We start from the raw sequence: 11937 nt of genomic DNA on the forward strand, positions 1-11937 counted from the left end.
TGATCGCATTTTCAGAGGCTTAGAACTTGATCTTGATACCACCCGAAATCGCCGTGACCATATCGTTGCCGAAGTCGTAGCTGACATCGGTGCCGGCCACATAGCCGTTCTCGTCGGTCAACGTGCCCGAATGGCCGCTGGTCAGGACGCCGATCGCGCCGGCCAGGCGAATTTCCACATTCGGGGTCGGCGTGTAGGCAACGCCGCCACCCAGCGTCCAGGTATCGCTCTGCGAACCATAGCCGTGCGAGGTACCGCGATCCCAGGAAATCTGGGCAGCACCACTCCACTGGTCGTTGAACTTGTGGCCAATGCCGGTGGTGACCGTCCAACCATCACGATACATCAAGTCGAGCGAAGTCGCCCTGACCGGAGTGCCGGAAAGCAGCCCGGGCGAAACTGACGTACACTGGGCAAGACCTTTGGACGCCTCAGTGCAGATCGGAATACTCTGCAAAATGCTCCAGTTCACCCATTTTATCGAGCCGAAAGCAAGCCAATCGGGCGCAATACCCGACTGCAGCTTCAATTCGACGGAATCGGGCATTGAGGCGGCGCCGTAGACTGGAATGCTACCCATACCAATACTTGACAGGTCGAGGCTGCCCGAAATGTTGTCGAGCTTGACTTGCGAATTGTAAACAAGGCTTGCTCGCAAGGCGATCTCGGGAATTTCGTACGCGAGTCCGGCACGCCAGCCCCAGCCATTGCCATTCAGATCGACACGGCCGATCGCGGTTCCAAAGAGTGGATCCACATAGCTTTCCTTGAAGCCATAGACTTCCTGGTAGAATACGCCGCCAATAAAACGAACCTGCCCCTTGCCCGCATCCATCTTGTAGGAGCAGGTCGCCGCGTAGTTGTTGCTCTTGATGTCTGTTTCGATATTGGAAAATGAGCCGTTCCAAATACCAGGCGCGGTGTGCGCACCCCAGGGCTGCGAATAGTCGACCATGCAGTCGACGCCCGGAACGACCTGCGCCTTGAAACCGATGCGCGGCACCCAGTAGCTCTCGCTGTCGTGGGCCGTGCTCATACCCGTCAGGGTTCCGCTGGGGTCTACCGCGTTCTTGAGTTTGCGCTGCGGCATCACATAGGTCGCCTCGGCGTCTGTGGCGAACGGAGCCGGATCGAACAGCAGGTCGATGTCGTAGCCGCCCCGCTCGATGCCGCCAGCGTGCGCCGCGTTCATCGCTGTTCCTATCAAAGCCAACGAAAAGCACCCCGGCCCCAGCAGTGCCTTCAGTCGCAAATTGCGCATGGATTCTTTCCCCCGAAATACCAATGCACCAAGCTAGAACCAATTCGACGAAATGGCGCAACAACGAATTTGCGGGAGCGTACATGTACACGTTGGCCGTGCATTTTCGACAGAAGTGTCGGTCGACGCTCTCGGGCCAAAAGACGCCCGCCTGAGCGGAATCCATCGGCAGAAATTGGCAAAACCTGCCTGAAAAAGCTCAAAAATGATGCCTTTCAAAGACAATCGGCGTCATTGTTACATTATGGCAACAATGGGGCAAAAACTTCCGTTTACGTCAAGATCAACGGAGCGGGTGCCTCTTTCTCGGACCGCCACCCCCGAAGGCAATTGGAACGCCAGACAAGAAAAAAGCCGGGCAATGCCCGGCCTTTTGTTCAGCCTGTGGAAGAGCTTACCACTTGACGGCGTAGCCCGCGGACAAGGCGTAGCCCCAGCCACCCTCTACAGTGCGGTTGAGGAACGCCGGTGCATATTGGGTTTCCGACACCGAAGCGAGATAGATCGCTGCAGCGCCGATACGAAGCTCGCCGCCCATCTTGTCCTTCATCGAAAGCCCGGTGCCGAGCGTATAGCTGGCGCCCGTCAAATCCCAGCCCGTGCCAACACCACGGTCCCATGACGCGAAAACCGTTCCGGACACTTGATCGTTGAACTTGTGGCCAATACCGCCTGTGACAGTCCAGCCGTCGCGCCAGAAATACTGGTTACCGCTGACGAGTGCCAAGTCAGGAATATTGAGAATAAGCTGCTTTGTAACAGACCAATCAGTCCATTTCACGCTGCCATAGGCCAGCCACCCTTCAGCAACACCAGACTGTGCTTTGAATTCCACCGACTGCGGAAAGTTAGCTTGTCCAGTTGCTCCGTTGGGAAGATTGACCCCCAAACGAGAAGCCGTGCCGGTCGCATCGATATCGACGCCAGAGCGGTACATCAACTGCGCACGGAGCGCTATCTCTGGGATCTCATAGGCTATGCCGGCACGCCAGCCAATATTGCTGTCATGCAATTTGACATCAAGCACAGGTACACTGGTGCCGATGGGGGCGCCTGCAATGAGGCCATAGTCGGTGGTCTCATTGTATACACCGCCAAGAACCCAGATACGCCCCTTGCTGAGATCGAATTTCACCCCGCAGGTCGCACCATATTCATACATGGTGAAGTCTTCATTCAATTTGCCGAGCGTACCGCTTGAAAGGGGCCATGTGGCAGCTCCGCCGTACGATTGCGTGAGAGTGCCAGCGCAGGACAGATTTTCTGATATCTTGAACTTAACCGCGGCGGAAGGAATAACGTAGCTGTCCGCATAGTTTACGCCGACCAAATACGGGTTGAGCGTATTCACGGAGTATTTTCTGGTCGGCGAAACATACGTCACGCTTGTGCGCATATTGAAATTGCCGTCTTCAAAAATAATGTCGGTATCGGCAGTGCCGCGCGAGAAGCCGCCAGCATGCGCCGTCCCGATCAAAGCCAGCGAAAAGCACCCCGCCCCCAGCAGCGCTTTCAGTCGCAAATTGTTCATGATTGTCCTCCCGAATTCACGTGGATCAAGCTAGAACCAATTCGGGTTAATGGCGCAACAACGAATTCAAGAGGCGTACACGTACAGTTTATCCGAACGCATTTTCGACAAAGTGCCGTCGCTCGCCACAAGGCCGAAAAACCGGCTTTTGAGCACAAATCGACAGATAAGATCAGCGAAACTTACCCAAAACAGCCCAAAAACACGGCGTTTTGCAGGTATTGAGCCCCATTGTTACATTATGGCAACAATGGGGCTAAAACTTCCGTTTACGTCAACATTTACGCAACGGAATGCCTGTTTTTGCGGCAAAAGGACTGTTCCGAAGCGGCGCGCAAGACGCGCGAATCTTGACCGCTCAACCGGCCTCACGCACCCGGGTCAGCGCCACCGAAAGCTTCTCCTGAGCGTCGCTGTATTCGGCGAGTTTCTCGCGCTCGGCGTCCACGATCTCGGCCGGCGCGCTGGCGACGAACTTCTCGTTGGACAGCTTCTTGTGCAGGCGTGCGATTTCCTCGGTCACCTTGGCCAGTTCCTTCTGCAGCCGCGCTGCCTCGGCACTGACGTCGATCAGACTGCCGAGCGGCAGGCAAATGGTCGCCTCGTTGAGCACGATCTGGGCCGAGCCCTTGGGTGCCGCGTCGACCAGCGAAATGTCACCGACCCGCGCCAGCCGCTTGATCGCCGATGCCTGGCGTTCGAGCCGCTCTTGCGTCACCTTGTTGGCGCCGATCACCATCAGCGGCGCGATCGCCGCTGGCGGCACATTCATTTCCGAGCGCACCGAGCGGATGCCGGTGACAAGGTCGACCAACCAGTTAATGTCGGAGGCCGCTTCCGCATCCTCGAAATCAGGCGATGGCCACCTGGCGTGGCACAGCAGCGACGGGCGCTCCTTGCCCTCGCCGGCGGTCTGCGCCCAAAGTTCCTCGGTCATGAACGGCATCATCGGATGCAAGAGCTTGTAAATCTCGTCGAGCACGAAGGCGACGCAGGCCCGGCTCTCGGCCTTAGCGGCCTCGTCCGTGCCCATGAACACCGGCTTCAACAGTTCCAGGTACCAGTCGCAAAACAGGTTCCAGACGAAGCGGTAGGCAGCACCCGCCGCCTCGTTGAAGCGGTATGAGGTGACGCCGTCGGTGATCTCGCGCGCGGCCCGCGTCAGCTCGGTCAGGATCCAGCGGTTAACCGCCAGCTTGGCATCGTTCAGCCAGAAATCGTCGTTGCGCGCGACTTCGTTCATCTCGGCAAAGCGCGTCGCATTCCACAGCTTGGTGCCAAAGTTGCGATAGCCGGCGATGCGCGCCGGATCGAGCTTCACGTCACGCCCTTGCGCCGCCATCACCGTCAGCGTGAAGCGCAGCGCATCGGCACCGTATTCGTCGATCAGATCGAGCGGATCGATGACGTTGCCTTTCGACTTCGACATCTTCTGCCCGTTCTTGTCGCGCACCAGCGCATGGACATAGACGGTGTGGAACGGCTCCTCATCCATGAAATGCAGGCCCRTCATCATCATGCGGGCRACCCAGAAGAAGATGATGTCGAAGCCAGTCACCAGCACGTCGGTCTGGTAATAGGTCTTCAGTTCCGGCGTCTGGTCGGGCCAGCCCAGCGTCGAGAACGGCCACAGCGCCGAAGAAAACCAGGTGTCGAGCACGTCCTCATCGCGGGTCAGGATCTCGCCCGGCTTGAAATTCTCAAGCTTGTCCTCGACCCAGGCTTTCCACGGCCCTTCCAGGGCCAGATAGTATTCGACCGCGGCGCCCAGCGCCTCTTCCTCGGTCTTCTCGACAAAGACGCGCCCGTCGGGGCCRTACCAGGCCGGGATCTGRTGRCCCCACCACAGCTGGCGCGAGAYGCACCAGGGCTGGATGTTCTCCATCCAGTCGAAATAGGTCTTTTCCCAATTCTTCGGCACGAAGTTGGTACGCCCCTCGCGCACCGAGGCGATCGCCGGCTTGGCCAGTTCCGCCGCGTTGGCATACCATTGCTCGGTCAGGAACGGCTCGATCGGCACGCCGCCACGATCGCCATGCGGCACAGCATGCCGATGCGGCTCGACCTTTTCCAGGAAGCCGCCGGCTTCCATCAGCTCGACGACCTTCTTGCGCGCGACGAAACGGTCGAGCCCGTTGAGCTCGTCCCATATCGCCTGGCGCTCCGCCGTCACCTCGAGGCCGGCGAGAAAATCTTCATTGTCCCTGAGCGTCACCGTCGCTTCGATGGTCAGAATGTTGATCGCCGGCAGCTTGTGGCGCTTGCCGACCTCGAAGTCGTTGAAGTCGTGCGCCGGCGTGATCTTGACCGCGCCTGAGCCTTTTTCCGGATCGGAATACTCATCCGCCACCACTGGGATCTTGCGGCTAACGATCGGCAGCACAATGTTCTTGCCGACCAGACGCCGGAAGCGCTCGTCATCCGGGTGCACGGCGACTGCCGTATCGCCCAGCATCGTCTCGGGCCGCGTCGTCGCCACGGTGATGAACGTCTTCGGGTTTTCCGGGTCGAAGACCTCGCCCTCGATCGGATAGCGGAAGTGCCAGAGATTGCCGTTGACCTCCTGCTGCTCGACTTCGAGATCGGAGATCGCCGTCAACAGCTTCGGGTCCCAGTTCACAAGGCGCTTGTCCTTGTAGATCAGCCCTTCCTTGTAGAGCGTCACGAACACTTCGAGCACCGCCTTGGACAGGCCCTCGTCCATGGTGAAACGTTCGCGCGCCCAGTCGGCCGAGGCGCCGAGCCGCTTCAGCTGGTTGAAGATGGCGCCGCCGGATTCGGCCTTCCACTCCCACACCTTGTCGATGAACTCTTCACGCGTCAGGTCGCGGCGATGGATCTGCTTTTCCATCAGCTGGCGTTCGACCACCATCTGCGTGGCGATGCCGGCATGGTCCATGCCCGGCTGCCACAGTACGTTCTTGCCGCGCATGCGCTCGAAGCGCACCAATATGTCCTGCAGCGTGTTGTTGAGCGCGTGCCCCATATGCAGCGAGCCGGTGACGTTGGGCGGCGGGATGACGATGGTGAAGGCTTCAGCCCCCTCCTCGGCGCCGGCACCGGCACGAAAGGCGTCGGCCTCTTCCCAGATTTTGGCGATCTTGGGCTCGACGGTTTTGGCGTCGTAGGTTTTTTCGAGCATGGGAAACGGTCCGCACTGTCGGGAGTTTGTTGGGTCCGGTGTAAATCGGAAGGTTTTGGCCAAGTCAACCACAGGTGCGTGCCCGCACCTTCATCGTCGGCGATCCCGACGGCAACCTGATCGCTTTTGCGACCTCGGTCATAAGCTGATCCGCAACGAAAAAGCGCCGCTCGAGTGCGGCGCTTTGATCCGGGATAGGCTGCGATCCCTACTGCGCGCCGCGCGCCACGCGCTCGATTTCCTCGCGCACCAGCCGTTCGACCAGCGTCGGCAGATTGTTGTCCAGCCAGTCCTGCAGCATCGGCCTCAGCATCTCTTCGGCCATCTCGTCGAAGGTTTTCTTGCTGCGGCTGGCAAACGCATCGGAAAGCTCGCCGAAGGCCGCGGCAACCTGCCGGCCGGCACGTTCCGAAAGGATTGCCGCACGGGCGGAGGGTGTATCGCCAGCGGCCTGGCGCGCCAACTCGCCGCGCGTATGCGTCGGCTCACCGCGCGGAAGCGTCGGCTCGCCGCGTGCAGGCGTCGACTCACCGCGCGAAGACGCCGGCTCGAAAGCGGGCTCGGCTGCCAGGTCTTCCGCAAAGAACTCGACCTCCGGTTCGACATCGGGCATCGGCGTCTCCACCTTGTCCTGCCTGGCCACGGTCACGGTTTTTTGCTCGCCCACGGCGGCGATCTCACGCCGCCAATCGGTGACGATGCTGTCACTCGTCTCCGCAACCCGTGCTGTCGCGGGCTCGTCGGCGCTTGCTGCCGGGGCGGACTCGGCGGCGATCCTGGCGCTCACCTCGGCCAGGGTCGTTGGGGCAACGGTAGCAGCAGCAGGAGTGTTGGGGGCAAGCATCTCCGGCGCCTTCGCCGGGGCAAGGTCGAAGCGCACCGGTGTTTCCATGCGCGCGATCACCGGCTCGCCCAGTTGCGCCTGCACCTCCGCCAGCGTAACCGGCTTCCTGGTAGCGGTTTCGGCATGCAGCTCGCTGCGGAATGTATCCACATCCGATGCCGGCCCGGCCGACGGCGCCGGCTCGAGATCCTGGCGCAATTCCTCTGCTTCACCCGGCTGCTTGCGGCCGGAGTCGCTGTCTTCGATGATCCGCCTGATGGAAGCCAATATCTCTTCCATGGAAGGTTCGCGCTGTGCGCTGCTTGCCGTCGCCATCGTCACATCCGCCGCCCTTGTGACCCGTTGCAGATTTCCTGTCCGGCAAAAGCCGGACACGAATCATGGCGACAGCGTAACCGACTGATCGTCATCGGAGAATCCCCAATCTGGGGAGATGTTGGATTTCAACAGATTAGAGCGCCGGCGTCTTCACGACGCACAGCGCTCTAACACCTTGAATCCGGGGCAGGATTTGAACAGGCTTGGGATCAGCGACCGTCCGGCGTACGCAGGCCGGTCCACTTGTCCTTGACCGCCTTGTAGTGCTCTTCAGGCTTGTATTTCGTCACCTGCAAAGCGAGACGATCGACCGACAGTCGGCCCATGGCCGAAAGGATGGCATAGCTCGCCACCACCACATCGCGCTCGGACGTCGCAAGGTTGATCTTGGCGCTGATGACATCGTTCTGGGCGTTCAACACGTCGAGCGTGGTGCGCTGGCCGACATTGCGCTCTTCGATCACGCCGTTCAGAGCCAGCTGCGCGGCAGCGATGACCTGCCGGTTGGCCGCGACGCTCTCTTGCGCGGCGGTGTATTGCGTCCATGCCGAAGTCACGGCCTGACGCACCTGGTCGCGGCTGACATCGACTTCGATCCGGGCCTGGCCAAGCGATTCCTTCGACTGGCGAACCAATGCCTCGGTGCGGCCGCCCGAATAGATCGGTATGGTAAGCGTCGCCCCGATGCTTGCCGAATTGGTCGTGCCGTCCTGCGTGCTCAGGGCGCCGGGTACGGTGTTGCGATAGGCGCTGGAAACGCCGGCGGAGGCGGAAAGCTGCGGCAGTAGTGCGCCTTCCTGCGACTTCACCGAAAACGCCGCCGCGTCGACAAGATGCTGGGTGGAGAGGATGGCCGGATGCTCGGCCGCCGCGATCGAGATCGCCGCATCGAGACTCCGCGGCAGAAGCTTCGCCAGTGGCGAAGCGCCTTTGAGCTTGCCCGGCTCATCGCCGACGATCTGGTGGTAGGTCGCCGCACTTGCCAGTGCCTGGGCACGGGCGGCGCTCAACTGCGCCACCGCGGCCGAACGCGAGGCGTCGGCCTGGGCGACGTCGGTGCGCGTGCCTTCGCCGACCTCGAAGCGCGAGCGCGCCGCGCGCGCCTGCTCGGTCAGGAACTGCAGGTTCTGTTCGGTCAGCACAGCCACCTGCCGGTCACGAATCACGTCCATGTAGGCGCTTGCCGCGTTGAACAGGATGTTCTCTTCAGTGTTGCGCAGGCTCTCGACCGAGGCGCTGACCCGTGCTTCGGCGGCGGCGACGTTGTTCCTGGTCTGAAACCCGTCGAACAGCGTCTGATTGATCTGGACGCCAAAATTGCCGGTGGTCAACCGCGCGCTCGAGTTCGTGCCGTTCACGTGGCTGCTCGAGTAGTCGATTGACGCAGACCCATTGATGGTCGGGCGCCAGCCCGACTTGGCGATGGCCACGCCTTCGTCGGTGACACGCACGCCGGCGCGGGCGGAGTTCAGCTGCGAATTGTACTGGTAGGCCTTTGAAAGCGCGCCGGTGATGGTTTCCGCGGAAGCAGCCAACGGCGAAAGCACGGTCGCGGAAAGAAGAAAGGCGGTAAAAAGGCTCTTTCGAAAGGACGGCACGTTATTTCCCTCATTCGTTTTGCATGGGAACTGCGCCACGCCAGCCTCTCTTACGATCAGCCGGCGCCGCGCATTTATCATCTATCGTTCCCCCGCCGATAGCCCCCCGGAGTACCCGGTGATGCAAATCAGCAACGATGGTTCAAATGCAAGCGAACATGACAGCGCTTTTGCTGCAAGGCAAAATCACTCAGAATTCGAACGCGCGAACACGTTCAAATCCAGGTAGTGGCTTAATTGCCGCATTAAATGCCCGTCTTCCGGTTACAACCCCCCCGTTTTTGAAAAACAGCCGGGCCACGCCCGCATTGCCCTGCCCCTCTACGGCGACCAGACGGCCACCTTCTGCGAGTTGGTCAAGCAGCGCCGCCGGCACGTCCTCGACGCTGCCGCCAATGAGAATCACATTGTAGGGCGCCTTGGCGGCATAACCTTGCGGCAGCGGCCCGGTGACCACGGTTGCGTTGTCGCAGCCCTGCGCCGAAAGTGTCGCTTTGGCGGCTTCCGCCAGCGTCGGGTCGCTCTCCAGCCCCACCACGGACCTTGCCAGCCGCGACAGCAAAGCGGTGGAATAACCGGTCCCGCAGCCGACATCGAGCGCCGAATCGCTGGCGTCGATTTCGGCCAGCTGCAGCAGCTTGGCAAGCGGCGAAGCCTCCATCAGGTAGCGCGCACCGCCACCATCGGCGCCGTCGGATATGCGGATGTCTTCGTCGATATAGGCGAGATCGCGTTGGCCGGCGCCGACAAAGGCCTCGCGCGGCACCGAAAGCATGGCGTCCAGCAGTGGCGCGTTGGTCACGTCGGTTGTGCGCACCTGGCCGTCGACCATCTTCACCCGGCGTTCGGAAAAATCAGCGCTCATGTTCCAACCAATCCGCCCAAAAACCATTGCGCTTGCCGCGCCAAGACCGCGGTTCATTTCGACCGGAACTTCAAGCTCCCGGCGCTGACGCGCGGGAGCTCGGGCATTTGGAGGCCTCGCCCGGAATCGAACCGGGGTGCAAGGATTTGCAGTCCTCTGCGTAACCACTCCGCCACGAGGCCTCGTTGCTCCCGGCGTTCCACCCGGTTCCAATAGGTTGCGGCGAAAATGCCGTCAAGCGGCCACGGCGCATTCCGTGTCTCGAATTGTCGCCGCCCAGGCCGCGGCCGCCACTTTAGGCAATTGTTAAACATGCAAAGCGTGGCCTGCAGTTGCCAAGAAACTCGAAACCGCAATCTTGCGTTAGGTAAACAGGAGGGAGCCGCCCATGCGTCGGGCCGTGGCAGACCGGGAAACGACCGCATCGCGCAGATTGGCGCTGCTGCGATGCGAGGAGCTTGCGCGTCACGCCATTGACCGCCTCAGCATCGAAGGCGCGAGCCGCCTTTCGCCGCACGATCGCGCGCGCCTGGCTTCAGTCGCGGCTGTTCTCAAGGAAATCTGCGAGGGCCTGGAAAAGCGCTCGGGCCACTAAACGCTCAGTTCGGCCGCCGCCGCCGCTCCCACCATACGACGAACCGGCGCCGCTGGCGGCGCACCAGGGCGAACTCGTAGGAAAGCACCAGCAGGCCGAGCGGGATCATCCAGAAGCCGAGGATCGGCAGGAAGCCGAGAATGCCGAAGAAGACCAGCACGACGCCGATCGCGATTCGGAGGCCACGCGAACGCGGCATGGTGAACTCACGGCCGAACACCGTGATTTTCCGCGCCGGTGCCTGGTTGTCGCCTGCTGCAGTCATGTCGAAAGTTGATCCGTTTCCCAAGGAATAAAAGTCATCTGCGGGTAAGGCGGCAATCGCCTTTTCGGTTCCGTTCCCCTGCCAAGACGGCTAATATGAGGGCAGCAGTCGACGATTGCGAGAAACCGCCGGGCGAAAAAGCCGCGAAAAAATGCGAAATGCTGCTTTGCAAAGCCGAAAAGGGCAGCTATAGGCTGCGCCACTCACATGAGAGCCTCTGTTCCCCGGTAGCTCAGTGGTAGAGCAACCGGCTGTTAACCGGTTGGTCGCTGGTTCGAATCCGGCCCGGGGAGCCAACATTTCAAAGACTTAACAGTGATGCGGGAATGCCGACTTTGGCGTTAGGTACGGTATAGGTACGCCCGGCGCATTCGCTTGCCTTTGAACCCTCGTCGCGGCCGCAGGTCGTGGAAGGCTTCAGCGCTAGTGCATAGCAGGCAGGCGCCTATGCTTTGCCGTGCTCCACCTTTTGCTGCTTCCCTCGTTCAGACTGATAAGCCCCAATTATATTAGCAAAGGTATATATATTAGCCAGCCGGACGCGCGCCCATCCTCAAGGCCGCTGCCGGTCAGGCCCAGCGGCCTTCCGCTGCCAGTCCCCCTCGCAACCAAGCCGCTGGGCCGCCCGCCCTAGGTGCTTTCGAAAGTCGGCTTCGAGTCGCGGTTCCTGCGCTTGTCGGAGGTAGACTGGCGGCGTTTCGTTCGTGAAACGTCCATCAACCGTTCGTACGAAATCCCTTTGGCGCCACCCGTTTCCCTGCTGCCCCGAACGCGGTAGAATGGCGAAGTTTTTAGGGCGCCTCGAACCAATCCCGTGGTCGAGATCACATACGCCCAAGAGCCATTTTGGCAGAAGCGACTTGTGTCGCTGATTAAATTTAGCATGAGCAGACATCAATAGCGCGCCCCCGGATGGGGTGGAGGACTGGTCGATGAAAGCGTACGCCGTCTTTCTGAGCGGACTCATCCTGTTTGTCATCGCCTCGCTTGGCGCCCAGGCTGCCACGCCCGACGCCAAGCGCGTCGCACTGGTCATCGGCAACAGCAAATATGTCCATGCCGTTGCCTTGCCTTCCTGATCCCGGTCGACGCCGAACTGACATCGCCGGCCTATCTCAAGACCCGCACCATTCAGATCGACGATTTCATGGCGGCGTTGCCGCCTGAACCGGCGGTTGGCATCATCATCCTCGACGCCTGCCGCGACAATCCGCTGGCCAGGACGCTTGCCGCCTCGCTGCCGAAGTCGCGCTCGTTGGGCGCTGGCCTGGCCCCGGTCGAAGCGAAATCCGACGGGGTTGGCACCGGCGGCCTGCTGATTGCCTATGCAACGGATCCGGGCGCCATCGCATTCGACGGCAACGGCGTCGACAGCCCCTACTCCACGGCACTGGCCAGGCACCTGACCGAACCCGGCGTAGAAATCCAGAGCGCGCTGACGCGTGTGCGCGGCGAAGTGACCGAGACCACGCAAGGACGGCAGCGGCCCTGGCACAACGCCTCGCTGGGACGCGAGGT

General features: G+C 60.9%; 10 protein-coding genes and 2 tRNA genes. 4 read left to right on the forward strand and 8 right to left on the reverse strand.

All coding sequences use genetic code 11. The features are described 5' to 3' along the window. Nucleotides 1–19 precede the first annotated feature (19 nt). The 7 genes from AC1DXN_RS25145 to AC1DXN_RS25175 form a co-directional block, all read right to left on the reverse strand. Complete coding sequence (locus AC1DXN_RS25145) at nt 20–1261, reverse strand: outer membrane protein transport protein (protein ID WP_477269968.1); 1242 nt, start codon at nt 1259–1261, stop codon at nt 20–22. A 394-nt stretch (nt 1262–1655) separates the two neighbouring features. After that, nucleotides 1656–2792, reverse strand: coding sequence for an outer membrane protein transport protein (locus tag AC1DXN_RS25150; protein WP_477269970.1), 1137 nt, complete (start codon nt 2790–2792; stop codon nt 1656–1658). 358 nt (nt 2793–3150) lie between these two features. Further along, nucleotides 3151–5934 carry a valine--tRNA ligase gene (locus AC1DXN_RS25155; RefSeq protein WP_477421700.1) on the reverse strand — a complete coding sequence of 928 codons (2784 nt, stop codon included), beginning with the start codon at nt 5932–5934 and terminating at the stop codon, nt 3151–3153. 208 nt (nt 5935–6142) lie between these two features. Then, on the reverse strand, nt 6143–7093 hold the full coding sequence (locus AC1DXN_RS25160) for a PopZ family protein (protein WP_477269974.1): 951 nt from the start codon (nt 7091–7093) through the stop codon (nt 6143–6145). Nucleotides 7094–7305: 212 nt separating this feature from the next. Then, the gene (locus tag AC1DXN_RS25165; RefSeq protein ID WP_477247602.1) at nt 7306–8694 is read right to left on the reverse strand and encodes a TolC family outer membrane protein; all 1389 of its coding nucleotides are present in this window, start codon (nt 8692–8694) and stop codon (nt 7306–7308) included. Nucleotides 8695–8884: 190 nt separating this feature from the next. Next, the gene (locus tag AC1DXN_RS25170; RefSeq protein ID WP_477269976.1) at nt 8885–9559 is read right to left on the reverse strand and encodes a protein-L-isoaspartate O-methyltransferase family protein; all 675 of its coding nucleotides are present in this window, start codon (nt 9557–9559) and stop codon (nt 8885–8887) included. 108 nt (nt 9560–9667) lie between these two features. Next, a tRNA-Cys gene (locus AC1DXN_RS25175) sits at nt 9668–9741 on the reverse strand. Nucleotides 9742–9947: 206 nt separating this feature from the next. Between AC1DXN_RS25175 and AC1DXN_RS25180 the strand changes: the two genes are divergently transcribed. Next, entirely contained in the window at nt 9948–10154 is a 207-nt protein-coding gene (locus AC1DXN_RS25180) for a hypothetical protein (RefSeq protein WP_477269978.1), read from the forward strand. Between the two features lie 4 nt (nt 10155–10158). On the opposite strand, the gene AC1DXN_RS25185 is transcribed toward AC1DXN_RS25180, so the two are convergent. Continuing rightward, nucleotides 10159–10419, reverse strand: a complete 261-nt coding sequence (locus AC1DXN_RS25185; RefSeq protein WP_477247608.1) for a hypothetical protein — start codon at nt 10417–10419, stop codon at nt 10159–10161. 221 nt (nt 10420–10640) lie between these two features. On the opposite strand from AC1DXN_RS25185, the gene AC1DXN_RS25190 reads away from it, so the two are divergent. From AC1DXN_RS25190 to AC1DXN_RS25200, 3 genes are all read left to right on the forward strand, one after another. Continuing rightward, a tRNA-Asn gene (locus tag AC1DXN_RS25190) sits at nt 10641–10715 on the forward strand. Nucleotides 10716–11351: 636 nt separating this feature from the next. Then, nucleotides 11352–11498 carry a hypothetical protein gene (locus AC1DXN_RS25195; RefSeq protein ID WP_477421702.1) on the forward strand — a complete coding sequence of 49 codons (147 nt, stop codon included), beginning with the start codon at nt 11352–11354 and terminating at the stop codon, nt 11496–11498. Between the two features lie 56 nt (nt 11499–11554). After that, the coding region (locus tag AC1DXN_RS25200) for a caspase family protein (protein WP_477421706.1) at nt 11555–11937 on the forward strand (383 nt) is incomplete at its 3' end.

The sequence above is a fragment of the Mesorhizobium sp. P2_H9 genome (assembly GCF_056403215.1).

Bases quoted from the DNA above. Each gene is read 5' to 3' on its own strand.
- AC1DXN_RS25145 (WP_477269968.1), bottom strand. From the start codon at position 1,261: ATGCGCAATTTGCGACTGAAGGCACTGCTGGGGCCGGGGTGCTTTTCG.
- AC1DXN_RS25150 (WP_477269970.1), bottom strand. From the start codon at position 2,792: ATGAACAATTTGCGACTGAAAGCGCTGCTGGGGGCGGGGTGCTTTTCG.
- AC1DXN_RS25160 (WP_477269974.1), bottom strand. From the start codon at position 7,093: ATGGCGACGGCAAGCAGCGCACAGCGCGAACCTTCCATGGAAGAGATA.
- AC1DXN_RS25170 (WP_477269976.1), bottom strand. From the start codon at position 9,559: ATGAGCGCTGATTTTTCCGAACGCCGGGTGAAGATGGTCGACGGCCAG.
- AC1DXN_RS25180 (WP_477269978.1), top strand. From the start codon at position 9,948: ATGCGTCGGGCCGTGGCAGACCGGGAAACGACCGCATCGCGCAGATTG.
- AC1DXN_RS25185 (WP_477247608.1), bottom strand. From the start codon at position 10,419: ATGACTGCAGCAGGCGACAACCAGGCACCGGCGCGGAAAATCACGGTG.
- AC1DXN_RS25195 (WP_477421702.1), top strand. From the start codon at position 11,352: ATGAAAGCGTACGCCGTCTTTCTGAGCGGACTCATCCTGTTTGTCATC.